Source organism: Rhodococcus sp. DK176, from assembly GCF_038447315.2.
Taxonomy (GTDB): Bacteria; Actinomycetota; Actinomycetes; order Mycobacteriales; family Mycobacteriaceae; genus Rhodococcus_F; species Rhodococcus_F jostii_A.
The window spans coordinates 6,526,186-6,550,858 of sequence record NZ_CP118321.2 but is presented as its reverse complement, the minus strand read 5'-3'; the positions used below and the strand labels follow the sequence as shown (position 1 = coordinate 6,550,858).

Annotated in this window: 26 protein-coding genes; 10 read left to right on the top strand and 16 right to left on the bottom strand. The window is 68.2% G+C overall.

Annotated elements, in window-relative coordinates; all coding sequences use genetic code 11:
* Positions 1-23 precede the first annotated feature (23 nt).
* Both PSR88_RS30475 and PSR88_RS30470 read left to right on the top strand, forming a co-directional pair.
* A complete protein-coding gene (locus PSR88_RS30475; protein WP_011598052.1) occupies positions 24-719 on the top strand; it encodes a metallophosphoesterase in 696 nt (231 codons plus the stop codon).
* Positions 709-1,575 carry a hypothetical protein gene (locus PSR88_RS30470; protein WP_005264657.1) on the top strand — a complete coding sequence of 289 codons (867 nt, stop codon included), beginning with the start codon at positions 709-711 and terminating at the stop codon, positions 1,573-1,575. Before PSR88_RS30475 ends, PSR88_RS30470 begins: the two co-directional genes overlap by 11 nt.
* On the opposite strand, the gene PSR88_RS30465 is transcribed toward PSR88_RS30470, so the two are convergent.
* The gene (locus PSR88_RS30465) at positions 1,565-2,671 is read right to left on the bottom strand and encodes a winged helix DNA-binding domain-containing protein (protein WP_029539488.1); all 1,107 of its coding nucleotides are present in this window, start codon (positions 2,669-2,671) and stop codon (positions 1,565-1,567) included. The two genes, PSR88_RS30470 and PSR88_RS30465, sit on opposite strands and share 11 nt — an antisense overlap.
* Positions 2,672-2,746: 75 nt before the next feature.
* On the opposite strand from PSR88_RS30465, the gene PSR88_RS30460 reads away from it, so the two are divergent.
* Complete coding sequence (locus PSR88_RS30460; protein ID WP_016883304.1) at positions 2,747-4,282, top strand: MFS transporter; 1,536 nt, start codon at positions 2,747-2,749, stop codon at positions 4,280-4,282.
* Here the strand turns inward: PSR88_RS30460 and PSR88_RS30455 are convergent.
* The 6 genes from PSR88_RS30455 to PSR88_RS30430 form a co-directional block, all read right to left on the bottom strand.
* Positions 4,252-5,421, bottom strand: a complete 1,170-nt coding sequence (locus PSR88_RS30455) for an ABC transporter ATP-binding protein (RefSeq protein WP_009479229.1) — start codon at positions 5,419-5,421, stop codon at positions 4,252-4,254. The two genes, PSR88_RS30460 and PSR88_RS30455, sit on opposite strands and share 31 nt — an antisense overlap.
* Before the next feature lie 37 nt (positions 5,422-5,458).
* Positions 5,459-6,295, bottom strand: coding sequence for a carbohydrate ABC transporter permease (locus PSR88_RS30450; protein WP_005239292.1), 837 nt, complete (start codon positions 6,293-6,295; stop codon positions 5,459-5,461).
* A 2-nt stretch (positions 6,296-6,297) separates the two neighbouring features.
* Positions 6,298-7,245 (bottom strand): carbohydrate ABC transporter permease, encoded by a 948-nt coding sequence (locus tag PSR88_RS30445; RefSeq protein WP_005573473.1) that lies wholly within the window; start codon positions 7,243-7,245, stop codon positions 6,298-6,300.
* Positions 7,242-8,606 carry an ABC transporter substrate-binding protein gene (locus PSR88_RS30440; RefSeq protein WP_192815080.1) on the bottom strand — a complete coding sequence of 455 codons (1,365 nt, stop codon included), beginning with the start codon at positions 8,604-8,606 and terminating at the stop codon, positions 7,242-7,244. The genes PSR88_RS30445 and PSR88_RS30440 overlap by 4 nt, the downstream gene beginning before the upstream one ends.
* A 250-nt stretch (positions 8,607-8,856) precedes the next feature.
* Positions 8,857-9,348 carry a general stress protein gene (locus tag PSR88_RS30435; protein ID WP_005239275.1) on the bottom strand — a complete coding sequence of 164 codons (492 nt, stop codon included), beginning with the start codon at positions 9,346-9,348 and terminating at the stop codon, positions 8,857-8,859.
* Positions 9,349-9,415: 67 nt separating this feature from the next.
* Positions 9,416-10,378 (bottom strand): HpcH/HpaI aldolase/citrate lyase family protein, encoded by a 963-nt coding sequence (locus PSR88_RS30430; protein ID WP_009479227.1) that lies wholly within the window; start codon positions 10,376-10,378, stop codon positions 9,416-9,418.
* A 71-nt stretch (positions 10,379-10,449) separates the two neighbouring features.
* Here PSR88_RS30430 and PSR88_RS30425 point away from each other — a divergent pair, with 71 nt between their 5' ends.
* From PSR88_RS30425 to PSR88_RS30405, 5 genes are all read left to right on the top strand, one after another.
* Entirely contained in the window at positions 10,450-11,721 is a 1,272-nt protein-coding gene (locus tag PSR88_RS30425) for a magnesium transporter MgtE N-terminal domain-containing protein (RefSeq protein ID WP_009479226.1), read from the top strand.
* Positions 11,718-12,239, top strand: coding sequence for a DUF1003 domain-containing protein (locus PSR88_RS30420; protein WP_005264640.1), 522 nt, complete (start codon positions 11,718-11,720; stop codon positions 12,237-12,239). The genes PSR88_RS30425 and PSR88_RS30420 overlap by 4 nt, the downstream gene beginning before the upstream one ends.
* A 116-nt stretch (positions 12,240-12,355) precedes the next feature.
* A complete protein-coding gene (locus PSR88_RS30415; RefSeq protein WP_011598047.1) occupies positions 12,356-13,519 on the top strand; it encodes a lytic transglycosylase domain-containing protein in 1,164 nt (387 codons plus the stop codon).
* A gap of 293 nt (positions 13,520-13,812) precedes the next feature.
* The gene (locus PSR88_RS30410; protein WP_011598046.1) at positions 13,813-14,691 is read left to right on the top strand and encodes a lytic transglycosylase domain-containing protein; all 879 of its coding nucleotides are present in this window, start codon (positions 13,813-13,815) and stop codon (positions 14,689-14,691) included.
* Positions 14,692-14,714: 23 nt separating this feature from the next.
* On the top strand, positions 14,715-15,851 hold the full coding sequence (locus PSR88_RS30405) for an Mrp/NBP35 family ATP-binding protein (RefSeq protein WP_016883305.1): 1,137 nt from the start codon (positions 14,715-14,717) through the stop codon (positions 15,849-15,851).
* A 66-nt stretch (positions 15,852-15,917) separates the two neighbouring features.
* Here the strand turns inward: PSR88_RS30405 and tatB are convergent, their stop codons facing one another.
* From tatB to sigE, 4 genes are all read right to left on the bottom strand, one after another.
* Positions 15,918-16,343, bottom strand: coding sequence for a Sec-independent protein translocase protein TatB (gene tatB / locus PSR88_RS30400; RefSeq protein ID WP_009479222.1), 426 nt, complete (start codon positions 16,341-16,343; stop codon positions 15,918-15,920).
* Between the two features lie 68 nt (positions 16,344-16,411).
* On the bottom strand, positions 16,412-17,935 hold the full coding sequence (locus PSR88_RS30395) for a trypsin-like peptidase domain-containing protein (protein WP_016883306.1): 1,524 nt from the start codon (positions 17,933-17,935) through the stop codon (positions 16,412-16,414).
* Positions 17,936-18,029: 94 nt separating this feature from the next.
* Positions 18,030-18,392 (bottom strand): DNA-directed RNA polymerase sigma-70 factor, encoded by a 363-nt coding sequence (locus PSR88_RS30390; protein WP_009479219.1) that lies wholly within the window; start codon positions 18,390-18,392, stop codon positions 18,030-18,032.
* A gap of 16 nt (positions 18,393-18,408) precedes the next feature.
* The gene (gene sigE / locus PSR88_RS30385; protein WP_011598042.1) at positions 18,409-19,041 is read right to left on the bottom strand and encodes an RNA polymerase sigma factor SigE; all 633 of its coding nucleotides are present in this window, start codon (positions 19,039-19,041) and stop codon (positions 18,409-18,411) included.
* Between the two features lie 284 nt (positions 19,042-19,325).
* Between sigE and PSR88_RS30380 the strand changes: the two genes are divergently transcribed.
* Positions 19,326-19,964, top strand: a complete 639-nt coding sequence (locus PSR88_RS30380) for an O-methyltransferase (protein ID WP_016883307.1) — start codon at positions 19,326-19,328, stop codon at positions 19,962-19,964.
* A 27-nt stretch (positions 19,965-19,991) separates the two neighbouring features.
* Here the strand turns inward: PSR88_RS30380 and glgC are convergent, their stop codons facing one another.
* On the bottom strand, positions 19,992-21,206 hold the full coding sequence (gene glgC, locus PSR88_RS30375) for a glucose-1-phosphate adenylyltransferase (protein WP_005239253.1): 1,215 nt from the start codon (positions 21,204-21,206) through the stop codon (positions 19,992-19,994).
* 121 nt (positions 21,207-21,327) lie between these two features.
* On the opposite strand from glgC, the gene glgA reads away from it, so the two are divergent.
* Positions 21,328-22,497: a glycogen synthase gene (gene glgA / locus PSR88_RS30370; RefSeq protein ID WP_009479216.1), complete on the top strand. Its 1,170-nt coding sequence runs from the start codon at positions 21,328-21,330 to the stop codon at positions 22,495-22,497.
* A gap of 9 nt (positions 22,498-22,506) precedes the next feature.
* On the opposite strand, the gene PSR88_RS30365 is transcribed toward glgA, so the two are convergent.
* From PSR88_RS30365 to PSR88_RS30350, 4 genes are all read right to left on the bottom strand, one after another.
* Entirely contained in the window at positions 22,507-23,349 is an 843-nt protein-coding gene (locus PSR88_RS30365) for a putative RNA methyltransferase (RefSeq protein WP_016883308.1), read from the bottom strand.
* Positions 23,350-23,439: 90 nt separating this feature from the next.
* A complete protein-coding gene (locus PSR88_RS30360) occupies positions 23,440-23,607 on the bottom strand; it encodes a DUF3117 domain-containing protein (protein WP_003936084.1) in 168 nt (55 codons plus the stop codon).
* Between the two features lie 150 nt (positions 23,608-23,757).
* The gene (locus PSR88_RS30355) at positions 23,758-24,333 is read right to left on the bottom strand and encodes a DNA-3-methyladenine glycosylase I (protein WP_009479214.1); all 576 of its coding nucleotides are present in this window, start codon (positions 24,331-24,333) and stop codon (positions 23,758-23,760) included.
* A complete protein-coding gene (locus PSR88_RS30350; protein WP_011598039.1) occupies positions 24,330-24,641 on the bottom strand; it encodes a DivIVA domain-containing protein in 312 nt (103 codons plus the stop codon). The genes PSR88_RS30355 and PSR88_RS30350 overlap by 4 nt, the downstream gene beginning before the upstream one ends.
* Positions 24,642-24,673 lie beyond the last annotated feature (32 nt).

Here is a 24,673-nt window from a genome sequence, read left to right as displayed (position 1 = left end):
TCGCGAGCCGGTAGCGTCGGAGCATGGTCTCGGTACTCGCAGTGTCCGACGAGACGATCGAGTCGCTGTGGAGTTCGCAGGTGCGTGCCATGGATGTCGACCTGATCCTCGGTGCGGGCGATCTCCCGTTCGACTACCTGGAATATCTGATCGACGCGCTCGACGCGCCGTGCGTCTTCGTGCCGGGCAACCACGACGCCGACCTGTCCGGCTACTCCGCGGGACGGGTCGGGTGGATGCGGGCGGGTCTACCCTCGGCGTGGCCGGGACCCTGCGGCGCGGTCAACGCGGACGGCCGGATCGTGCGCATCGCGGGCCTGCGCATCGCCGGTCTGGGTGGATCGATCCGCTACAACGACGGCCCTAATCAGTGGACCGAGCGACAGCAGCGGCGGCGGGCGCGCAACCTGGCGCTGACGAGTGCGTGGCATGCGCGCCGCTCGGGTGTGTCCGGGGTCGACGTGCTGCTCACGCACAGCCCGCCGCGCGGAGTGGGCGACCAGGAGGATCCACCGCACCGGGGTTTCGAATGCTTCGAGACCCTGGCGGGCAGGTTGCAGGCCCGCGTCATGATCCACGGGCACGTCCACCCGTACGGCCGGGCGGCCGAGGACCGCACACTCGGCCCGACGACGGTGATCAACACCGTGGGATTCACCCTGATGGAGCTGGCCCCGGGCGCCGACCCCACCATCGTCAGGCGCCGGCATGGCACGTGACACCGGATTCCCCGCCGCCGATGCGGAGAACGATTTCACCCGCCAGCGTCGTCGCGCCGAGTTGTCGCGGCTGGTCAGCTGGCTGCGCCGCGAACCGGACGACGTCAACGAGATCCTGCCGTTCGACGAGGTGGTCGCGGCCGTCGGCCGGGTCGGGGAACGGTCGCTCGGACTGCAGGTGATCCCGGTCAACTCCATCGTCGGGAGCGTCGACCGGACCCGCGACTTCGACCGGTTCTTCCGGCCCACGTCCACCCGGGTGCGCGAGCGCTGGCAAAGACTGGCGGCCGCGCAGCGCCGGGGCGAGTCGGTGCCGCCGATCCAGGTGTATCGGATCGGGTCCATGCACTTCGTCAGCGACGGTCACCACCGCGTCTCCATCGCGTACGCGATGCACTGGAGCACGATCGACGCCTACGTCACCGAAATCCAGACCAAGATCTCCCCCGACGGGATCGCGCAGCGCGGAGACCTGGTCATCAAGGACCACCGCCGCCTGTTCCTCACCCGGGTTCCGTTGAGCGGGCCCCAGCGGGCGGCGGTGGTCGTCACCGATCCCTGGGAGTACGCCGAGATCAGCCAGAGCGTCGAGGCCTGGGGTTTCCGGCTCATGCAGGAGGTGGGCGAATTCCTCAGCCGTGAGACCGTGGCCCGGCGCTGGTTCGGTGAGGAGTTCCTGCCGGTGGTCCGGATGCTGCGGGCCGCGGAGATGCTTCCCGACCACACCGACGCCGAGGCCTACCTGTGGGTGGCGCGCGAGCGGTACCGCCTTGTGCGCCAGCATGTCTGGAACGACGAGATCATCGCCGAGCTCAGCCACCTCGCACCGCGCAGGCACAAACCGGCTAGCCCGTGAACCGCACGACGCGCTCGGGTGCCTCGGGGTGCGCGAACTTCAGCAGACGCCTGCCCTCCGCCTCGATCGCGGTGCGGTGCGTTTTCGCGATGGCCGCCAACGGCTCCACGTCGAGTACCGCACGGCCTTTCTCGACCACCGTCGCGGTGAACGCCGCGACCATGCCGTTCACCAGGACGGCAGGTTTGATGATGCCGTTCTGGGTGAAGACCTTCTTCCGCACGTCGTCGTCGAGGAGGCGTCCGCGGTCCGCGTGCGAGAGCAGCACGTTGTCGAACGGCGCGAGGATGCGGACGGGGGCGGGGGTGCCCGGGTCCGGCCGGGGTGCGTCGGGAAGGTCGAAGAGTTCCGGTCCCGCTTCGCCCTGGAACACCCGGAGTTCCGGCCGCAGCCGGTCGAATACCTCCCCGAGCCGGGTCAGTCCCGACCAGGCCTGGGCGTCCCGCGCGCTCGCCGGGCCGAACGCGGCGAGGTAGCGCAACAGCATCGTGTCGATGGACGGTGCGGCGGACAGTGGACGACCCACCCAAGACTCCAGCGTCGACAGCGCCGGTTGCCCGGACCTGCCCCAGAGCCCCCGCGGTGGAACCTGGACCATCGGGACCAGTCCCCGCACCCCGTGGGCGAGCGCGGCCCCGTCACGGCCGGGGAATCGCTCCTCGAGCAGGGGCCGCATCTGGGATTGCGTGCGGGGTTCGTCGCGCACCAGTTCGCGTCCCGCGGCGGCGAGGGCGCCGAGGTCGATCCCGTCGAGACCGGACCGGTGCTGCGTGTTGGTGTGCAGGTCGCGGTCGAGCAGCGGTTGAGTGAGCGGACGGAACGAGAGCGCGTCCGAGGCCGACAGGGCGAAGACCGTGCCGCGCATCGCGACGATCCGCACCACCGCGCGGTTCTCGATGAGGTCCGACAGCGACTCGGCCCGGAATCGGCTCAGCCGCGCCCACAACGCGAAATACGGCGGGGCCGGAGCCTGGGCCTGCAGCCCGCAAAGGTGCTCGATCATGTCGAGAGCGGACGTGTCCGAGCGGCTCAGCAGCGATTGCCGGGCCAGTGTCGCCCGGCCCAGCGCTCGATTCGACATGCGTTCAGACCCCACCGTGAACCCCTTCGTTAGTTAGCCCCAGTACCGTATTTGATTACGCCCGTTCACCGACCCCTACAGGAGGACCCCATGGCCGCCGGATCGACAACCGCAGCCAGGGCTCTCCTGCCCGTCATGTGCTTCGTCGTGATGATTGTCGCCGTTCTGCAGACGTTGGTGGTGCCGATCGTCGGGACCATCGGCGCGCAACTCGACGTCGGCCCCACCGCCGTCGGCTGGCTCCTCACCGCGAACCTCCTCGCAGCCGCCACCGCGACACCCGTCCTCGGCCGCCTGGCCGACCTCCGCGGCAAACGGCCCGTCCTGCTCGGGGTGCTCGTGGTCGTGCTGCTCGGCTCCCTGATCGGTGCGTTGTCGACGTCGGTGGGAGTGCTGATCTTCGCCCGCGTGCTCCAGGGCGTGTCGTTCGCGCTGTTCCCCATCGGCATCGCGGTCCTGCGCGACGAACTTCCCGCCGAGAAGCTGACCGGGGCGATGGGGATCTTCTCCGGCACCCTCGGATTCGGCGGATGTTTCGGCATCGTCCTCACCGGTGTGCTGGTCTCCGACGGCGCCGACTTCCATCGCATCTTCTGGCTGTCCTCGGCCATCACCGCCGCCGGACTCGTCCTCGCGTGGATCGCCATCCCCCGCCGCCCGCGCACCGGAACGGGTTCCATCGACTGGATCGGCGCTGCCGGTCTCGCCGCCGGCCTCGTCCTCGTCCTGCTGCCGCTCGCCGAGGGCGGCACCTGGGGCTGGACGTCAGCCATCACCATCGTCAGCGGAATCGCCGGAATCCTGGTCCTGATCGGCTGGTTCCTCTACGAACGCAGGATCACCGACCCACTCGTCGCGCCCCGGCTGCTGACCAACCCGCCCGTCCTCGTCACCCACCTGTCCGCGCTCGTGGTCGGCATGTCGATGTTCGTGATGTTCCTGGGCAGCTCGTACTTCGTCCAGACCCCGCGCGCGGTGGCCGGATACGGCTTCGGGGCCACCGTCCTCGAGGCCAGCGCCGTATACCTGCTGCCGGGCGCGATCAGCGGTGTCCTCGCCTCGATCCTGAGCGGAAAACTGATCCACCGCTTCGGTTCCCGGGCCGTCCTCATCGCCGCGAGCGTCGTCGGCGTCAGCGGGTTCGTCGTGTTCGTCTTCGCCCACGACCGCACGTGGGAGGTCATCGCGGCCATACTGCTGGTCAACACGTACATCAGCCTCGCGTACGCGTCGCTGCCGTCGCTGCTCGTGGCCGAGGTCCGGCAGGACGAGACCGGCGTCGCGAACAGCATCAACTCCATCGCCCGGTCCGTGGGCAGTTCCGTCGCCAGTGCGCTGCTCGCGACCCTGCTCGCCGGCATCACCATCGATGGAACGGACGTCCCGACCGAATCGGCGTACGTGATCGCGTTCGTCGTCGGCGCGACCGCGGCCGCCCTCGCCGGGCTGCTGCCGTTCTTCGGCATCACGCGCACCACCCGCACCCCGTCCGACGAGGAGGAGGACGAGGTCCACGCGACCGCCCTCGCGGCCGAGTGGGGCACTGTCGGCGGCCTCGGCGGAGCGAACACCCGCGGTTCGGGTGAGCGCCCCGCTCAGCGGGTGAGGTTCGCTCCCGAATCCTGATCGAACAGGGCGATCTTCGACCGGTCGAACCACAGTTCCACCGGCCTGCCGTGCGCCGCGGACGATTCGGTCGACAACCGGGCGACCAGCTGCCCACCACCCGCGACCGCGGTACCCGAGTCGGCAGCGAGTTCCTCGAGTTCCCGCGAGGTCACCTGCGGCCCCTCCGCCGTGAAATAGGCGTACTTGTCCGAACCCATCGACTCGAGCACCTCGACGTTGGCCGTGAACGTGGCACCGGCCGCCCTCTGCCCCTCGTCGACGAGCGCCACGTCCTCGAAGTGCTCGGGCCGGATCCCGACCACGACGTCCTTCGCCGTGTTCGACGACCCGATCTTGTCGCGCGTCTCCGCGGGCAGCGTGAATTCGCCGAGCGGCGTCGACACACCGTCGGCGGTGAGCTGCCCCGGGAAGAAGTTCATCGACGGCGAGCCGATGAAACCCGCAACGAACAGGTTGTTCGCGTGGTCGTACAGATCCTGCGGCGCCCCGATCTGCTGAACCACACCGCCCCGCAACACCACCACCCGATCGCCGAGGGTCATCGCCTCGGTCTGATCGTGTGTGACGTACACCGTGGTGGTGCCGAGTCGCTGTTGCAGCCGGGCGATCTCGGTGCGCATCTGGACGCGGAGCTTGGCGTCGAGGTTCGACAGCGGCTCGTCCATCAGGAACGCCTTCGGGTTGCGGACGATCGCCCGTCCCATCGCGACCCGCTGCCGCTGTCCGCCCGACAGATTGGCCGGTTTGCGATCGAGGTGCTGGGTGAGGTCGAGGACCTTGGCGGCGTCGTCCACCTTCGCCGCGATGTCCGACTTCGACATCTTCGCCAGCGTGAGCGGGAACGCGATGTTCTGCCGCACCGTCATGTGCGGGTACAGCGCATACGACTGGAACACCATCGCGATGTCGCGGTCCTTCGGCGCCTTCTCGTTGACCCGCTCACCCGCGATGCGCAGTTCACCGGACGAGATGTCCTCCAGGCCGGCGATCATGTTGAGAGTGGTCGACTTTCCGCACCCGGACGGTCCGACCAGAATGATGAATTCGCCGTCGGCGATCGTGATGTCGACGTCGCTCACCGCCTTGGCGCCGTCCGGGTACAGCTTCGTCACCTTGTCGAGCACGATTTCGGCCACAGAAACTCCTTCATAGTTTCGACCCTGCAAGCAGGTCTCAGCCCTTCACTGCGCCGGAGGTCAGACCGGCCACGATGCGTCGTTGGAAGAACAGCACGAAGATGATGATCGGGATCGTGATCACCATCGCGGCTGCGGCGATCGAGCCCGTCGGCTCCTCGAACTGGGAGGCGCCGGTAAAGTTCGCGATCGCGGCCGGTGCGGTGATGGACCGTTCCGTCGAGGTCAGCGAGATCGCGAACAGCAGGTCGTTCCAGCAGAAGATGAAGACCAGGATCGCGGCGGTGACGATGCCCGGCGCCGCCAGCGGGGCCACGACCTTCCGGAACGCTTGAGCCGGTGTGGCGCCGTCCATCTTGGCCGCCTTCTCGAGCTCCCAGGGGATCTCCTTGAAGAAGGCGGACAACGTGTAGATGGCCAGTGGCAGCGCGAACGTGATGTACGGGAGGATCAGACCCGCCCAGGTGTCGAACAGCCCGAGCCTGCGCTCGATGTCGAACAACGGGCTCACGAGGGAGATCTGCGGGAACATCGCGATCAGCAGGGCCACGCCGACCAGCAGCTTCTTGCCCGGGAAGTCCAGCCGGGCAATAGCGTAGGCGGCCATGGTGCCGATGACGACGGCGATTACCGTGGAGATGAGCCCGATGCCGATGGAGTTGATCAGCGCACTGGTGAACGCGTTGGTCTGAAAGATCCCGCGGTAGTTGTCGAGTGTCCACTTCTGCGGAATGAACTTGCCGTCCTTGATCGTTCCCGCGGGCTTGAACGACAGGCTGGCGATCCACAGCACCGGGACCAGTGCGTAGAGCAGGACGAGCAGGTTGACCACGGACCAGCTGATCTTGCGGCGAGGTGTGTCGACGACGGCCATGGCTATCGGTTTCCTTCCGTGTCGGACCCGGGAGCCGAGGCGCCGAACAGCTTGATGAACACGAACGCGAGCAGTGCGACGCAGAGGAAGATGAGGACGCTGATCGCGGAGCCGATTCCGAGGTTGAATGCCTTGAACAGGTTGTCGTAGCCGAGGATCGACAGTGATCCGGTGTCGTTGGCGCCCTTGGTGAGGACGTAGATATTGTCGAAGATCCGGAACGCGTCGAGCGTGCGGAACAGCAGCGCCACCAGAATTGCCGGTTTCATCAGCGGCAGGATGATCCGCACCAGCCGCGTCCACGCCCCGGCGCCGTCGACCTGAGCGGCCTTGAGAAGGTCGTCGGGGACGAGGGCCAGTCCGGCGAGCAGCAGCAGCGCCATGAACGGCGTCGTCTTCCACACCTCGGCGAGCACGATGATCGCCAGCGACGGAATCTGCTGCGTCAGCGGGGCGCTGCCGTCGGGCAGCAGGTTGGCGAGATACCCGGTCCCCGGCGTCCACGCGTAATACCAGCTGTACGCGGCGGCCACGGTGACGATGCCGTACGGGATCAGCACCACCGTCCGCACGATGCCCTTCCCGACCAGCGTCCGGTGCATCACGAGCGCCAGGATCAGGCCCAGGACGAACTCGATCACCACCGATACGACCGTGATGCCCACCGTCACCGCGAAGGCCTGCCACCAGTACGCGTCCGACAGCACCGACACGTAGTTCGCGAGGCCCACGAATTTGCGGTCGTCGGGGAAGCGGAGGTCGTAGCGCTGCAGGCTCAGCCACACCGCGTAGACGACGGGGTAGGCCGTCACCGCGACCATGAGGATCGCGGCGGGAGCCACCAACCACAGTCCCAGTCGGCGTTCGGCCTTCTTCCCCTCCGAGATCTGCTTTTTCGACGCGACTTTCGGCTCTTCGGCCCGGTCCGCCTGCACGGTTTCGGTCGTCACGGGATCAGCCCTTCCGAGTTGACCGCCTTGCGTACCTGTTCGGCGAGTTCGTCGACGGTGCGCGGCGGGTCGATGTCACCGACCGGATTCAGCGTGTCGGTGATCAGGGTCGAAATGCTCTGGTACGCCGGTGACACCGGGCGGACGGATGCCGTCTCCAGGCTCTCCCGCACCTCGCGCCACGCCGGGTACGCCTCCTGGAACGCCGGGTCGTCGTACAGGCTCGCCAACGTCGGCGGCACACCACCGTTGACGGCGTTGTTGCGCTGGTTCTCCTCGTTTCGCAGGCACGACACCGCCTCGAACGCCAGGTCCGGGTGCTGGCTGGTCTTCGCGACCGCGATGTTGAATCCGCCGATCGTCACCTCGGCCGGTCGCCCGGGGATCACCGACGGGTACGGCGCCGGGAGGAAGTTCTGCTGACCGTCGACGGTGAGCACCGTGTTACCCGTGTCCACGGACGTCGGGTTGCCCTTCTCGTCGATGAACGGCAGGTCCCCCTTCTCTGCGTTCTCGATCATGCCCGGCAGCACGAACGGCCAATTGACCTCGAACGCAGCCTTTCCGCTCTCCATCCCCAGCCGGGACGACGCCTCGTCGCCCTGGGAAACCGACGGGTCGGCACCCTCTGCGGTGGCCACCCGCTTCATGACCTCGAGCGCCTTCAGCGCGGCGTCGCCGTCCGCGACCGTCACGGTGGTCCCGTCCTCGGCGACGACGGACCCGCCCGCGCTCGCGAGCAGGGTGTTGAACCACACCATCAGGCCCTCGTACTGCTTGCCCTGCACCCCGATCCAACTGGGCCTGCCCTCCGCGGCGAGGCCCTCCGCGATGTCGATCATCTGGTCCCACGTCTGCGGGGGCTGCCCGTCCGGCATGAGGTCCTTGCGGTACCAGAGCAACTGGGTGTTGGTGTTCAGCGGCGCGGCATACAGCTGGTCCTGCCACTTCGCGGATTCGAGGGGGCCTTCGAGCGTGCCCTCGCTGACCTCCGCTGCGATGGCGGGCGGGAGCGGCACCGCCCAGCCGGCCTCGGCGAACTCGGCGGTCCACACCACGTCGAGCGTCATGATGTCGAGTGACGTGTCGTTTCCGGTGAGCCGGCGGGCCAGCTGGAGCCGCTGATCGTCTGCGCCCTTCGGCAGCGTGCGCTGCTCCACGGTGTACCGGCCGCCGGCCGCGGCCGTGCAGTTGGCCGCGGCCTCCGCATATTGTTCGGCGCCGTCGGCAGCCGTGTAGAAGCTGAGGACGATGCCCTCTTCGGACGACCCGCACGCAGCCAGCAGGGGAACGGTGAGGACGGTGGCGGCACCGATCAGTCCCCACTTCAGCGAGCGTCCGGGCTTGGTGCGATGCAGCACAGCCGCCTCCTCGAGCGGCCCCTCACGGATCCAGTCGCGGTACGGCTGGGCACGCGGGCCCGCACATTTGTTCCTGCCGGAACGTGCACTCCACCGACAGGTCACGGTTTCGGCGTGGGCCGGAGCCCACGCATTGCGCCGTAAACCTATCCGACATTGTCGGCGAACTGGGTGAAATCGCCGCGAACGTCGCGAATGGGACGCAATCCGTGACCCGACCGCAACCCACAGGTCGCGGTGGGAGCGCCGATCAGAGCGCCAGTTTGGCCAGCATGTCCCGGGCCTTCTCCGCCGACTTCGGCTCGCACAGCACGTCGTACCGCCCGGCGACCAGCTGCATGGTCGACGCGAAGTCCCGGGTCCCCCGCGTCGCTGCGTACGGGATCGTCGTGGAGATCAGCCCGAAGATGATGCCGCCGACGATGCCGACGACGAGCGGCGCCAGGAAACCGCCCGTGACGATGCCCAGCAGCAACCCGAAGAACACGCCGAGCCATGCCCCCGAAACAATGCCCCCGCCAATTACTTTCGCCCAGGTGAGACGGCCCAGCACCCGCTCGACCTGCATGAGGTTGACCCCCACGATGGTGACGTCCTCCACCGAGAATTCCTGATCGGAGAGGTAGTCGACGGCGCGCTGTGCCTCCGCGTAGGTGGGATACGAACCGATGGGCCAGCCCGTGGGGGGTTCCGGCAGAGCCCCACGCCGCGCCCCATTGGACTGTCCGAGTGGATTCGTCATCGTCAGCTGGTCTCCTCGTGTGGTTCTCTCAGGATCGGTCCTGTGATAACCATTCTGCCTGCTGAGGCTATTTCCCGTCAGGTCGCACGAACTCGGTGGTCCGTTTCATACCCGCGGCGCGGCCCTTGGCGGAGATCACCAGCGCCATCTTGCGACTCGCCTCGTCGATCATCTCGTCGCCGAGCATGACGGCACCGCGACCGCCGCCGGCCGAGGAGGTGTGGAACTCGTAGGCGTCCAGGATCAGTTCGGCCCGGTCGTAATCGTCCTGACGGGGGCTGAACACATCGTTCGCCGCCTCGATCTGGGTGGGATGCAGCACCCACTTGCCGTCGAAGCCGAGCGCGGCCGTGCGCTGCGCCGACCGGCGGAACGCCTCCACGTCGCGGATCTGGAGATAGGGACCGTCGATGGCCTGCACCCCGTGCGCGCGGGCGGCCATCAGGATGGTCATCAGGATGTGGTGGTAGGCGTCGCCACGGTCGTAGCCGTCCGGTTGCTCCCCGACGACCAGCGTGCGCATGTTGATGCTCGCCATGAAGTCGGCGGGACCGAACACCAGGGTCTGCACGCGGGGACTGGCCGTCGCGATGGCGTCGATGTTGGTGAGCCCGATCGCATTCTCGATCTGCGGCTCGATACCGATCCGGCCCACCTCGAGCCCGTTGGCCTTCTCTATCTGGGTCAGCAGCAGGTCGAGGGCCTGAACATGACTGGCGTCCGGCACTTTCGGCAGCAGGATCGCATCGAGGTGGGCGCCCGCGCGTCCCACGACCTCGACGACGTCGGCGTACGTCCATTCGGTGGTCCAGTCGTTGACCCGCACCACCTTGATCTGGTCGCCCCACCCGTCCTCGGCGAGCGCCTCGGCGATGGTGCCGCGCGCTTCCTGCTTGGCGAGCGGTGCCACCGCGTCCTCGAGGTCGAGGAAGATCTCGTCCGCGGGCAGCCCCTTCGCCTTGTCGATCATCTTGCGGCTGCTGCCCGGAACGGCGAGCACCGACCGCCGTGGCCTGTAGACGGAACTCATGACGGACGATCCTCCACTTTCGCAGGTGTTCGATTCCCTGTATTTCTGTACAAGGATCTAGCCTGGCAATCATGGCAGCTGCGAACAAGGTTTTTGCAGCCAGGCTGGCCGGCCTGGTGGTGCTCGGCCCCGATGGGGAGTCGATCGGCCGCGTCCGGGACGTGGTGATCACCGCGCGCGTCGGCCGGCAGCAGCCGCGCGTCCTCGGACTGGTCATCGAATTGTTCACGCGCAAACGCATCTTCGTCCCGATGCTCCGGGTCACCGCCATCGAACCGAGCTCCGTGACACTCACCACCGGCAACGTCAGTCTGCGCCGATTCCAGCAGCGGCCCGGCGAGGTACTCGCCCTCGCCCAGGTGGCGGATTCCCACGTGCGCGTGGACGACCCGGAACTCGAGGAGCTGCGGGACGCCGACATCATCGTCGTCGATCTGGGCATCGAGCAGACCCGCACCCGGGACTGGGTGGTGTCGAAAGTCGCGGTGCGCGGGCACCGCGGCCGACTCGGTCGCCGCGCCGCCATGCACGTCGTCGAGTGGCAGCACGTCCAGGGCCTCACACAGACCGACCTGGCGATGCCCGGCCAGGGTGTCTCGGCGCTGCTCACGCAGTTCGAGGGCATGCGCGCGGCCGACGTCGCGAACGCGATGCGGCTCCTGCCGGAGAAACGCCGCCACGAACTCGCACTCGCACTCGACGACGAACGCCTCGCCGACGTCGTCCAGGAACTGCCCTCCGACGACCAGACGGACCTGCTCATGCATCTCGAGGTCGAGCGCGCCGCGGACGTCCTCGAGGCCATGGACCCCGACGACGCCGCCGACCTCCTCGGTGAACTTCCCGAGACCGAGGCCGAATCCCTGCTGCAGCTGATGGACCCGCAGGACTCCGAGCCGGTCCGACGGCTGCTCGAGCACTCCCCCGACACCGCGGGTGGTCTGATGACTCCGGAGCCGGTGGTCCTCACCGCGTCGACGACGGTCGCCGAGGCGCTGGCCCGTGCCCGGATCTCGGATGTCACCCCCGCTCTCTCGAGCATGGTGTTCGTCGTCCGCCCGCCGACCGCGACGCCGACAGGCCGCTACCTCGGCTGCGTGCACCTGCAGAAGTTACTGCGGGAACCCCCCGCGAGCCTGGTCGGTGGACTGCTCGACACCGACATGCCGCGGCTGGCACCCGAGGATTCCCTGACGTCGGTGACCCGCTACTTCGCAACCTACAACCTGGTGTGCGGGCCGGTGGTCGACGCCGAGGACCACCTGATCGGAGCGGTCACCGTCGACGATGTCCTGGACCACCTCCTCCCCGAGGACTGGCGTGAAGAGGAGATCGACGGATGAGCGAGAAGTCAGCCAGCGCGGCCGCCCGGAGCCTGTCCGACCGGCAGCGCCTCGACACCCCGCGGGGTACCCGCCGCTTCCGGGTCACGTACGACGTGGAGGCCGTCGGGCGGGCCAGCGAGAACTTTGCCCGGTTCCTCGGCACGGGCCGATACCTGATGATCCAGACGGTGGTGGTGATCGTCTGGATCATCATCAACGTCTTCGCCGTCCGATTGCAGTGGGACCCGTACCCGTTCATCCTGCTCAACCTGGCGTTCTCCACCCAGGCCGCGTACGCGGCGCCGCTGATCCTGCTGGCGCAGAACCGCCAGGAGAACCGCGACCGCGTCTCCCTCGAGGAGGACCGCTCGCGCGCCGAGCAGACGAAGGCGGACACCGAGTTCCTCGCCCGGGAACTGGCTGCGCTGCGCATCGCGATCGGCGAGGTCGCCACCCGCGACTACCTGCGGCGCGAGCTCGACGAGATCAAGTCGCTGCTGGGCGACGAGGAAGACACCCGAACCCGGCGCAAATGAGGGTCGGCGAATCCCCGCAAACTCCGGCAGGCTCGATCACGTATATGTAACGTCAGTCACATCTTCTCGGATGTATGCGGTGTGCGAAAGCGAAGAGCACCGCAGGGGGTGATCGAGTGCGGATACGTGGACTGTTGACGGTCGCTGCCCTGACAGTGGGCGCAGTTGCCACCCTCGGGTCCTCGACCGGCGGTTCTGCTGTGAGTGGCGCGTCCGTGGGCACTTCGGCCTTCGGTTCCACGACGGGAGCGACGACGCTCACGGCAGCGTCGATCACGCCGGGAACCACCCCTCAGGCCGCGTACTTCCCGCCGTCGGGAATCCTGGCACCCACACCGCGGGTAGCGCGGTCGCAGAGGGCCGCTCCCCCGCCGCCCGCCCCGCTGCCCGCGGTGACAAATCCCACATCCCCGGCGTCGCCGTCCGGCACCGGGCTCATCGCCGCGCCGGTGATCCTGAGCGCTCTGGGCATCCCGGAGATCGTGCTCAACGCGTACCGATCCGCGGAACTCGAGATGATGGCGGAGTCCCCGAAGTGCGGTCTGCCGTGGCATCTGCTGGCCGGTATCGGCCGCATCGAATCGGGTCACGCCGGCGGCGGCCGGACCGACTCGGTCGGCACCACGATCACCCCGATCCTGGGTCCCGTTCTCGACGGCAGGCTGGCCGGCAACGAGGTCATCCGGGACACCGACCGCGGCGCCACGGACGGCGACCCCGGGCACGATCGTGCCGTCGGACCGATGCAGTTCATTCCGTCCACGTGGGCCAAGTACGCGTCCGACGGCAACGCGGACGGTGTGGCCGATCCCAACAACGTGTTCGACGCGACGCTGGCGGCCGCCCGGTACCTCTGCTCGGGCGGTCTCGACCTCCGCGATCCGCTCCAGGAAACCCGCGCGGTCCTGCGGTACAACAACTCTGCCGCGTACGCCGCCAACGTCATCACCTGGTCGAACGCCTACAGGAACGGGGGAACTCCGACGCCGAGCCAGCTGTCGGAATCGGCGTCGCCGTCGCCCGGACGTCTCGCCGACGCCGCCGCGGCCGAATCGGACCTTCCACGCGATCTCGCGACCACCCCGCAGCCGTCCACCGACGGCGCGGCCACCCCCGCGACGCCCGCTCCGGCCCCGCCGATTCCCGGACTCCCGCCGCTGCCGCAACTGCCCTGTCTGATCTTCTGCCCACCCGCCGACCCCGGCGCCCCGGCATCCGTCACGCCCGGCCCGGTCGAGCCCGCCCCGGGCGCCCCTCCGGCCGACGCCGTTCCCCGGTAGTCACCCCCGCCTCCGCCGCGCGCTCTGCTTGCAGGGCGCGCGGCGGAGGCGTTCCGGTGTCCGGGTCCTGACGCTGCGACCGGCCCGATCCGTCCGACACCCCCGGCACCTCCGCGTCCTGGCGTGACCTTGCCGTGTTGGTTACCCTCGCTCACGTGCCTTGGGAGTAACGGAACCGTGCGATACAAGCCCGTTTGATCACGGTTGGATAACGGAAACGTATCGAATCAGGTAGCCTCGATCCGGTCAATTGAACGGAACACCCCGAGACGGGGGTCGCAGGAGGCAATCGAGTGGGTCGGCACAACAAGAAGACGGACTCCCATATCCGCCGCAATTCGGTCATCGCGCTTACCGGACTCGTCCCCATCGGACTGATCACCGCAGCCAACACGGCCGGCGCCGCACCCAAGGTTCCTTTCCTTTCCACGAGCTCCTCGTCGGAGGTCGCCGACCTCGCCCAGGAGGCGACCGACACCGCACCGGAGGCCGCGGAAGCCGTCACCCCCGTGGCCGAGACCGCCGCCGAGGCCGCACCGGCCGCCGAAGCGGCGCCCGCTGCTCCGGCGCTCGCACCCGTCCAGGCCACCCCGCCCCTCCCGGCGAGCATCGCCCAGGGCGCGCTCGGCATCCCGGCCATCAGCGTCGCGGCGTACCAGAACGCCGAGCGCATGCTCGCCGTCGAACAGCCGGGGTGCGGCATGTACTGGACGCTCATCGCCGGAATCGGCCGCGTCGAGTCCACCCACGCCTACGACGGCAAGGCGGACGACAAGGGCAACATGCTCAAGCCCGTCCTCGGCCCCGTCCTCGACGGCACCCTCGGCGGCAACGCCGTGATCCGCGACACCGACGGCGGCAAGCTGGACGGCGACGCGAACTACGACCGCGCAGTCGGGCCGACCCAGTTCCTCCCCGAGACGTGGAATCGCTACGCGGGCGACGGCAACGGCGACGGCGTAGCCGATCCGCAGAACCTCTTCGACTCCGCGCTGACCACCGGAAAGTACCTGTGCGACGGCGGATTGAACGTCAAGGATCCGATTCAGGCCGCCAAGGCCGTGCACCGCTACAACAACTCCGCCGCCTACGTGGCCAACGTGCTCGCCTGGTCCGCCGGCTACTCCAGCGGAATCATCCCGGCGGCCGCGGACCTGCCGCGCATCCACTGAGCGCACATCCTTACCATTGAGTCATGCCAGTCCTGAGCGAGTCCGCTGTACGTAGCGCCCTGGCGCGCGTCCAGGATCCCGAGATCCGGAAACCGATCACCGAACTCGGGATGGTCAAGAGCGTCGACATCGCGTCCGACGACAGCGTCGACATCGCGATCTACCTGACCACCGCAGGCTGCCCGATGCGGACCGAGATCAGCGACCGTGTCACGAAGGCCGTGGCGGACGTCCCCGGTGTCGGTGCGATCCGCGTCGAACTCGACGTGATGAGCGACGAGCAGCGCACCGAACTCCGCAAGTCACTGCGCGGAGACTCGGCCGAGCCCGTCATCCCGTTCGCCCAGCCGGGTTCCCTGACCCGCGTCTACGCAGTCGCGTCCGGTAAGGGCGGCGTCGGCAAGTCCAGTGTCACCGTCAACCTGGCCGCCGCACTCGCCGCCCGCGGACTGTCGGTGGGAGTTCTCGACGCCGACATCTACGGACACTCCGTTCCCCGCATGCTCGGCACCGACGCCAAGCCCACGCAGGTGGAACGCATGATCATGCCGCCCGTCGCGCACGACGTGAAGATGATCTCCATCGCCCAGTTCACCCAGGGCAACACCCCGGTCGTGTGGCGTGGACCGATGCTGCACCGCGCGCTGCAGCAGTTCCTCGCCGACGTCTTCTGGGGCGACCTCGACGTACTGCTGCTCGATCTGCCGCCCGGCACCGGCGACGTCGCCATCTCCGTCGCGCAGCTGATCCCCGGTGCGGAGATCCTCGTCGTCACCACCCCGCAACAGGCGGCAGCCGAGGTGGCCGAGCGCGCGGGCGCCATCGCACTGCAGACCCGTCAGCGCATCGTCGGAGTCGTCGAGAACATGTCCTGGATGGACATGCCCGACGGCAGCCGGATGGACATCTTCGGATCCGGCGGCGGACAGGCCGTCTCCGACCGTCTCACGAAGGCTGTGGGCGCGAAGGTACCGCTGCTGGGACAGATCCCGCTCGAGCAGGCGGTCCGTGAAGGCGGCGACGGCGGCGTTCCCATCGTCCTCGGCCACCCGGATTCGCCGGCCGCGACGGCACTCCGCGACATCGCGGACAAGCTGGCCGTCCGCAAGCGCGGACTCGCCGGAATGTCGCTGGGGATCGACACCACCCGCCACCTCTAGGCGCTACGCGCCTGTGCGCCTTTCTGGTTGCCGGAGCAACCGGAAAGGCGCACCAGCCCGGAGGGCCTATGTTGCGTCGAGGTCGATCGGGGGGCGCTCGCCCGCCGCGAGCGGCTTGTTCTGCGGCGGAGTCGGCGTCGACGGATCGGCGCTCACGGCCTTCGTCCCCGACTTGTCGAACGACACCGAACTCGGCTTGTCGAAGTTGCCGGTGAGAATCGAATCGTCACCGTCGAGCAGATGCTTGGTGATGACCGCGCGCGGTGTCATGCCGCGCAGCTGATTGAGGTCCGACAGCGGCTTACGCAGATCCTCGAACTCAGGACCGAGCTCGTCCTTGAGCTGCTGGCTGGCGCCGCTCGCATACTCACGGACCTGCCTCAGTGATTTCGTTACCCAGCTGACCGCACCCGGAAGCCGCTCAGGTCCCAAGATAACCAGAGCCGCGACGAGGAGGACCATGAACTCGCCCCAACCAATGTTGCCGAACACGTGGTCAGCCTACTGTGCGGTGAGGGTGTTGCCCAGGTGACGGAGCGATCTCACAGCAACCTCTCGAGTCAGTCGGAGGCCGGGGTCACGTCGACATCGACGAGCCGGCCCTCGCGGATCAGCTGAACCCGGACGGGCTCGCCGATCTTCTGCAGGTTGACAGCAACGACCAGTTCGTCGGCGCTGGTGACCGTGCGGTCGCCGACCTTGACGATCACATCGTTCTCGACGATCCCGGCCCGCGCGGCCGGGCTGTCCGAGCGGACATTGGCCACCTGGGCGCCGCTGGTGTTGTCGTTGACGACGGTGCGGGCGTTGACACCGATGTCCGGGTGGTGCATTTTGCCGTCCCGGATGAGGGTCTGAGCGACCGTCGTGACGTCGTCGATGGGAATCGCGAAGCCGAGACCCACCGAACCGCCGGACTCGCTGAGCATGGCGGTGTTGATGCCGATGACCCGGCCGGTGTCGTCGACGAGCGCGCCGCCCGAGTTGCCGTGGTTGATGGCGGCGTCGGTCTGGACGGCGTCGATGACGGCGTTCGTGTCGGAGCCCTCGCCGGACAGTCGCATCGGACGGTGCAGGGCGCTGACGATTCCGCGGGTGACGGTCTTGCTGAGGCCGAGGGGCGATCCGACGGCGACGACGTCCTCACCGACCTGCACGTCGCCGGACTTGCCGAGTTCCGCGACCGTCAGGTTGTCGGCGGACACCTTGAGCACGGCCAGGTCGGTCTTGATGTCGCGACCGACGATCTGCGCCTCGGCCTTGGTTCCGTCCGAGAAGATCACCTGGATCTTGCCGCCGTCGGGGGCGGTGGCCGCGGCGGAGATGACGTGATTGTTGGTGACGATGTAGCCGTCGCCGTCGATGACGACACCCGAACCGGTACTGCCCTGGTCGCCGACCGCCACCTGGATGGACACGACGGCGGGCAGCACGGCGTCCGCGACCTGCGCGACGGGCGACTGGCCGAGGTCGTCCTCGCCGCCGCCCTGGACGAGGGTGACGCTCTGGCTGGTGAGCGAGCTGCGATCGGCGGTGATCACGGCGGCGAGGAGGCCGCCGACCAGACCGATCGCGAGTGCGATTCCGCCGAGCGCGACGAGCGCCTTCGGCGCCACCTTGCCGCCGAACAGAACTTCGCGGGCGCTGAGCGCGGGGGCGGGCGGTCGGGAACGTTCTTCGGCGTGCAACGCCGGCGAGCCGAGTTCGACGCCCGCGTCGGGATCACGCCAGGGGTCGGCGGGCGGTGCCTCGACTGCCGGGGTCGCGGGCTTCTCGTTGGGATCACGCTGAATGGTGTCGACCTCGCCGTCCGGCCGGCCGAACGCCTCCGCCAGTACGGGGTCGGGGGCACCGACCTTCACCGAGGGTTCGCTCTCACTCCGGGCGTCCGACGGGGCGAAGGAACCGGTGACGCCACCGGGCCGGCCGAAAGCGCGGCTGGACGCTGCGTCGATCTGCGGCCGGTAGACGGGCCTCGGATCGAGCCGTGGGGCGTCCGCCGGGCGGAGCGTGCCCGACTCGTCCGCCACGGGACCGTCGGGTGCCGTCGTATCGGAACCCGGAGACTTGTAATCCGCCGTCACGCTGTCGTGTCCCCCTCGTGTGCGTCAATCACGCGCCCCAGTATCACCGATGCCTCGCTGAGCGCGGACACCGCCGTCGTCGGTCCGGGAGCGCTCAACGGCGCCGGCGCCGGGACCAGATCCGGCTCGTGATCGAGTACGCGCTCGTGAGCGGCGAATCCGGGGTGTGGGAGTCGAACGGGGGCTTGTCGGCGGGATCGCCCTGGTTGCAACTGGGGATCTGGCTCAGCAGACCGAGGAGGCCGGACGGCATGGCGACGTCGCCGCTGCGGCGCAGGGCACGCCGGGCCTGCTGCTGGGAGTCCACCTCGAACGCGCACTCGGCGCAGATCGACAGGTGGTGGGCGGCGCGCAGATAAGCGGACATGCGGAGTTCACCGTCGACGTAGGCGGCGATCGCCTCACTCGCCAGGTGTTCGGTGGAGCCAAACTGGCGAGGTACACGCCCCTGCGTCATTCGTCCCTCCTGGTAACTACCCGACGCCGATCTGATCGGAGTCAACCTTTCCGTTCACAGCCAGATGCTCACGCAGAGCCTGCCTGCCGCGGTGGATGCGGCTGCGCACGGTTCCGAGCTTCACACCCAGTGTGGCACCGATCTCCTCGTAGGACAGTCCTTCGATGTCACACAGCACGACCGCGGCGCGAAACTCCGGGGCCAACGAATCGAGCGCTGCCTGCAGATCCGCGTCCAGGCGGGCGTCGTGGTAGATCTCCTCGGGGTTCGGCCCGTCGGCCGGGACACGATCGTAGTCCTCCGGGAGCGCCTCCATGCGGATGCGGTTACGACGGCGGACCATGTCGAGGAAAAGGTTGGTGGTGATGCGGTGCAACCAGCCCTCGAACGTGCCGGGCTGGTAGTCGGACAGGGAGCGGAACACGCGGATGAACGTGTCCTGAGTGAGGTCCTCGGCGTCCTGCGCGTCGCCCGACAGCCGGTAGGCCAGTCGGTAGACTCGGTCGCCGTGCTCGCGGACGAGTTCGTCCCAGGACGGCATGGCGGACTTCTCGCCTGTGGCATCGAACACAGCGGTGCCCGTCAGCTCGGCGTCCGACAGCTGCTCGTCGGCGTTTCTCTCGTCTGGAGCCATCGTGTGGTTGCTCATCGAGTTAAGTGGATCCTCCTACTCAGGACCGCAGATCACTGAACGTGGTATTGGCGTCAACTCCCGAGCGCCGGGATTTGTTCCCCGTTTCTCGGACTTTTCCTCCGTCGTCGTGATCTCCCCGCCGGGCGGTCTTCGGATCTGGCGTTGGACATACTCTTTCCCACCGCGATATGTGTGCGGTGTGAGCAAGCTGAGGTATTCCTGAGAATCGCGGCCGGGCAGGTCGCGGCATCGTTGTCGAGCGCGCCTCGCAGCGGCGATGACGAGACCCCGATAGCCTCATGTGCGTGCAGACAAACGCCGAACGGATACTCACCCACGCAGAAGGGGCTGTCCATGAAGACGAGGCCCTCGGTGCGGCCAGGGAGCGGGCGGACGACCTCGGTGCCGGACCGGTACCTCCCGCGGTCGGTGCTGCTCTAGCCCTGTTTGCCCGCATGCTGGACGCCAAGACGGTCGTCGAGGTCGGAACCGGCGCGGGTGTGAGCAGTTTGTGGCTGCTCCGGGGCATGCGCGAGGACGGCGTCCTCACCACGATCGACAGTGAACCCGAGCACCAGCGGGCCGCCAAGCTGTCGTTCCGGACGAACGACATCGCACCGGCCCGGACGAGGCTGATCAACGGCCGGGCGCTGGACGTTCTGCCGCGGCTCGCCGACGGGGCGTACGACCTGGTGTTCGTCGACAGCGCACCGGTCGATCACCCGCACTACGTCCGCGAAGGGGTTCGTCTGCTGCGTCCGGGCGGCGCGATCGTGCTGCACAACGCGCTGCACGGCGGACGGGTCGTCGACCCGAGCCAGCGTGACGCGGCCACCGTCGCCGTCCGCGAGGCTGCGAAGGCGCTCGCCGAGGACGACCAGCTGATCCGTGTGTTCCTGCCGATCGGCGACGGTCTGCTCTGCGCGTCCAAGCTCTGAGAGCCCCGTTCGTTCCGGGGCCTCACGCTAGATCCAGACGCCCTTGCCGATGGCGACGACGCCGCCGTTGCTGACGGCGAAGCGTTGCTTGTCGCGCTCGAGGTCGACGCCGATGATCTCGCCGTCGCCGACGACCACGTTCTTGTCGAGGATCGCGCGGCGCACGACGGCACCCTTGCCGATGCGCACACCGGGCATGAGGACGCTGCCCTCCACGGTCGCGCCGCTGTCGACCATCACGTTGGAGCTGAGTACGGAGTTGCGCACGGTGGCCGCCGACAGGATGCACCCGGCCCCGACCACGGACTCCTGCGCGAGGCCGCCCTGCACGAACTTGGCCGGCGCCAGGTTCTCCGTCTCACCGCGGATCGGCCACCGACGGTTGTAGAGGTTGAAGATCGGGTGGACCGACACGAGATCCATGTGGGCGTCGTAGAACGCGTCGAGCGTTCCCACGTCGCGCCAGTAGCCCCGGTCGCGGTCGGTGGCGCCGGGAACGATGTTGTCCTTGAAGTCGTACACGGACGCCTCGCCCGCCTCGACCAGGGCGGGGATGATGTCGCCGCCCATGTCGTGGTCGGAGTCGGAGTTCTCGGAGTCGGCCCGGATGGCGTCGACGAGCACCTTGGTGGTGAACACGTAGTTACCCATCGATGCGAACGTCATGTTGGGGTCGTCCGGGGTTCCCGGCGGATGCGCCGGCTTCTCGAGGAACTGGACGATGCGGCCCGACTCGTCGCTGTCGATACAGCCGAACGCGAACGCCTCGCTGCGCGGCACCCGGATCCCGGCCACCGTCACCCCGGCACCCGACTCGATGTGGTGCTGCACCATCTGCTCGGGATCCATCCGGTACACGTGGTCGGCACCGAACACCACGATGTACTCGGGATCCTCGTCGTAGACGAGGTTCAGCGACTGCAGGATCGCGTCCGCACTACCGGTGTACCAGCGCGGGCCCAGACGTTGCTGCGCGGGAACGGGAGTGATGTATTCACCCGCGAACCCGGACAGTCGCCACGTCTGAGAGATGTGGCGGTCCAACGAGTGCGACTTGTACTGCGTCAGAACACACAGGCGGAGGTATCCCGCATTGACCAAATTGCTGAGCACGAAATCGATCAACCGGTAGGCGCCTCCGAAAGGCACAGCGGGCTTCGCCCGATCCGCGGTGAGCGGATAGAGACGTTTGCCCTCGCCGCCGGCGAGCACGATTCCAAGCACATGTGGCTGGCTCCTCACCCTGTCAACCTATCGGGCGGCCACTCCCCCCGCCAGCGAAGCGCCGAGTCATGGTTTCTCCGATACCTGAATGTGTCCGAGAGCGGTGGCCCGAAGCGGCCCGGACGGTTACGTTAGGCCGGTGCGGGTGGCGATGATGACCAAGGAATACCCACCGGAGATCTATGGCGGTGCGGGTGTACACGTCACCGAACTGGTTGCTCAGTTGAAGCAGCTGTGTGAGGTGGACGTGCACTGTATGGGCGCTCCGCGCATCGGAGCGGTCGTACACACCCCCGATCCCGCGCTGGCCGGAGCCAATCCGGCACTCGCGACGCTGTCCGCCGAATTGCGCATGGCGGACGCCGCGACCGGTGCCGACGTCGTGCATTCGCACACCTGGTACACCGGCCTGGCGGGCCATCTGGCGTCCGCGTTGTACGACGTGCCCCACATCCTCACCGCCCACTCCCTCGAGCCGCGGAGGCCGTGGAAGGCGGAGCAGCTGGGCGGCGGCTACCGCATCTCCTCGTGGTCCGAGCGCAACGCCGTGGAGCACGCCGACGCGGTGATCGCCGTGAGCGCCGGGATGCGACTCGACGTCCTCGACGCGTATCCGTTCGTCGACCCGCACCGGGTCCACGTGGTGCGCAACGGGATCGACACGTCCGTCTGGCACGCCGGGCCGGCAGGTCCGAGAGACTCCGCCCTCGCGAAGATCGGCGTCGACCCGGACCAGCCGATGGTGGCGTTCGTCGGCCGCATCACCCGCCAGAAGGGCGTCGGTCACCTGATCGCCGCGGCACACCAGTTCGCGCCCGAGATCCAGTTGGTGCTGTGCGCGGGAGCCCCCGACACCCCGGAGATCGCCGCCGAGACCGAGCAGGCCGTCGCCGCGCTCGCGGCGCATCGGGGCAACGTGTTCTGGGTCCGGGAAATGCTCCCCACCGACCAGGTGCGGGAGATCCTGTCGGCCGCAACCGTCTTCGTGTGCCCGTCCGTGTACGAGCCGCTGGGGATCGTGAACCTCGAGGCCATGGCCTGCGAGACCGCGGTCGTCGCGTCCGACGTCGGCGGTATCCCCGAGGTGGTGGAGGACGGGGTCACCGGCCGTCTGGTGCACTACAACTCGTACGAGCCCGAGGCGTTCGAACAGGCGCTGGCCGAGGCGGTCAACACAATCGCGGCCGACGTCGGCACCGCCCAGGCGATGGGCAAGGCGGGACGGGCGCGGGCGATCGCCGAGTTCTCCTGGGCGGCCATCGCGCAGCAGACCCTCGACGTCTACCAGGACGCACTGTCCCGGCGCTGAGCGACGAGCTCAGAGGCGGGTGTAGGTGGACACCGTCACCGACGCCGTCACCGGATATTCCTGCGGCAGCGCCGCGATCGAGGACGCCAGCCGGTCAGGGGTGAGGTGCCGCGCCGACGGCCCCATCCCGACGAGCCGGGCCACATCGAGGTGCGACAACGACATCGGGTACTCCACGGCCATGTGGTCGGTGCGCTCGAATCGCCCGGACATCGCGGCCCCGAGACGTTCGACCTTCCGGTCGTCCACCCGGACCATGCCGAGCAAGTCCACGAGTTCCCCCAGGTGCCGCTCCGTGGGGGTGAGGACCACCAGGGACCCGCGGTCGGCGAGCACCCGGTGCGCCTCGTCGGCGTTGCGCGGCGCGAACACGCACAGGACGTGGCTGAGCACGTGGTCCCGCACCGGAAGGTGTTGCCACACGTCGGCAACCACTGCTCCGGCGCGTCGGTGGGCCTTGGCGATGCGCCGGGCCGCGTACTTGGACACGTCGAGGCCGATTCCCCGGCCGGTCGGGACGGCGTCGAGGACGCGCGCCAGGTAGTGGCCTGTGCCCGCGCCGATCTCGAGGATCCGGGGATCGTCGCCGGGCCCGGTGCCCGCCACGACGGCGTCGGCGACGGCATCCATCAGCCGGTCGAAGCTGCCGCCGCCGAGGAAGTCCGCACGTGCGGCGATCATTTCGGGGCTGTCGCCGTCGAACTTGCCGCCGGCCCCGGTCATCAGGCTCACGTAGCCCTGCCGCGCCACATCGAAGGCGTGCCCCTGGTCGCACAGGATCGTGCCTTCGTCGAGTTCCACGCGGGACCGGCACTGCGGGCACGCCAGCAGGTCGGTCACATCGGCCAGCACGAACGTTCGCCTCCCGGTTCCGGACACGGAACAGGCCCCGCACCGAGAACGGCGACGGGGCCTGCCCTGTGAGGTTCTCTCCGCACTCGACTAACTGGTGACGCCCTTGAGCTCTTCACCGAGTGCGGCAGCTTCCTCCGGGGTGAGCTCGACAACCAGACGTCCACCACCCTCGAGCGGAACCCGCATGACGATTCCTCGTCCCTCTTTGGTTGCTTCGAGGGGACCGTCCCCGGTCCGGGGCTTCATGGCCGCCATCCTCTGCTCCCTCCAGATCTGCGCTGCCTGCTTGCGCCTCGACAAATTTTGGCACCCCGCCAACACTCGGCGAGGCTTGTGACATCCATTCTTCCCTATGGACACGAGTACCGGGAACCTGAGTCACAAATAGGCAGGTCCACCGGCAGTTCAGGCGGTGATCGGAACCCAGCAGGCGGCCACGTGGTCGTCCACCATCCCGGTGGCCTGCATGAGTGCATAAGCAGTGGTAGGGCCCACAAACTTGAACCCGCGGCGCTTCAATTCCTTCGCCATCGCGGTGGACTCCGGAGTGACGGCCGGGACGTCGTTCACGGTGGCGAGGCGGCTCGGGCGCGGCGGCGGGGCGAACGACCACAGCAGGGTGTCGAGGTCGGTGTCCGACAACTCCAGCAGGGCCCGTGCATTGCTCACCGACGCCTCGATCTTGGCCCGGTTCCGCACGATCGACGCGTCCGCGAGCAGGCGCGCCACGTCCCGTTCGGTGTAGCGGGCCACCGCCTCCGGATCGAACCCGGCGAACGCGGCCCGGAAGGCCTCGCGTTTGCGGAGAATCGTGATCCACGACAATCCCGACTGGAACGCTTCGAGGCACAGCCTCTCGTACAACTCGTCGCGGCCGTGCAGCGGACGACCCCACTCGAGGTCGTGGTAGTCGCGGTACAGCCGGGACCCGTCCGTGTCGACCGCCCACGCGCACCGCACCCGGTCGTCGGGGGCTGTCACGAGGGATCACCCGGGCGTTCGGACGCGGCTTCAACCGCCGCCAACTGCTCACGCAGCGAATCGATTTCACGTCCCAGCCGGGACAGCGCCCAGTCGACTTCGCTCGCCTTGTACCCCCGTAGCGTCTGCTGGAAGCGCAGCGCCTCCACGTCGGCACCCGTCACACCCTCGGCGGGCAGGGCCGTGAGTGTGGTGCCGGGCGGCAGGGGCGCGAGTTCCTCGGAACGGCCGAACACCGCACTGGCGGCGAGGAACAGCATCGCGCCGACGAACGCCATGACGAGCAGATAGAGCAGGGCTGTCACCATGCCCCGATCCTGTCACGGACGTCCGACAGCAA

Excerpts from the sequence above, each read along its gene's own strand:
- PSR88_RS30380 (WP_016883307.1), top strand. The coding sequence starts at position 19,326 with ATGTGCGTGCAGACAAACGCCGAACGGATACTCACCCACGCAGAAGGG.
- PSR88_RS30430 (WP_009479227.1), bottom strand. The coding sequence starts at position 10,378 with ATGAGTTCCGTCTACAGGCCACGGCGGTCGGTGCTCGCCGTTCCGGGC.
- PSR88_RS30350 (WP_011598039.1), bottom strand. The coding sequence starts at position 24,641 with ATGGTGACAGCCCTGCTCTATCTGCTCGTCATGGCGTTCGTCGGCGCG.
- PSR88_RS30470 (WP_005264657.1), top strand. The coding sequence starts at position 709 with ATGGCACGTGACACCGGATTCCCCGCCGCCGATGCGGAGAACGATTTC.
- PSR88_RS30435 (WP_005239275.1), bottom strand. The coding sequence starts at position 9,348 with ATGACGAATCCACTCGGACAGTCCAATGGGGCGCGGCGTGGGGCTCTG.
- sigE (WP_011598042.1), bottom strand. The coding sequence starts at position 19,041 with ATGAGCAACCACACGATGGCTCCAGACGAGAGAAACGCCGACGAGCAG.
- PSR88_RS30475 (WP_011598052.1), top strand. The coding sequence starts at position 24 with ATGGTCTCGGTACTCGCAGTGTCCGACGAGACGATCGAGTCGCTGTGG.
- PSR88_RS30420 (WP_005264640.1), top strand. The coding sequence starts at position 11,718 with ATGAGCGAGAAGTCAGCCAGCGCGGCCGCCCGGAGCCTGTCCGACCGG.
- PSR88_RS30450 (WP_005239292.1), bottom strand. The coding sequence starts at position 6,295 with ATGGCCGTCGTCGACACACCTCGCCGCAAGATCAGCTGGTCCGTGGTC.
- PSR88_RS30360 (WP_003936084.1), bottom strand. The coding sequence starts at position 23,607 with ATGGCGGCCATGAAGCCCCGGACCGGGGACGGTCCCCTCGAAGCAACC.
- PSR88_RS30405 (WP_016883305.1), top strand. The coding sequence starts at position 14,715 with ATGCCAGTCCTGAGCGAGTCCGCTGTACGTAGCGCCCTGGCGCGCGTC.
- PSR88_RS30425 (WP_009479226.1), top strand. The coding sequence starts at position 10,450 with ATGGCAGCTGCGAACAAGGTTTTTGCAGCCAGGCTGGCCGGCCTGGTG.
- PSR88_RS30460 (WP_016883304.1), top strand. The coding sequence starts at position 2,747 with ATGGCCGCCGGATCGACAACCGCAGCCAGGGCTCTCCTGCCCGTCATG.
- PSR88_RS30390 (WP_009479219.1), bottom strand. The coding sequence starts at position 18,392 with ATGACGCAGGGGCGTGTACCTCGCCAGTTTGGCTCCACCGAACACCTG.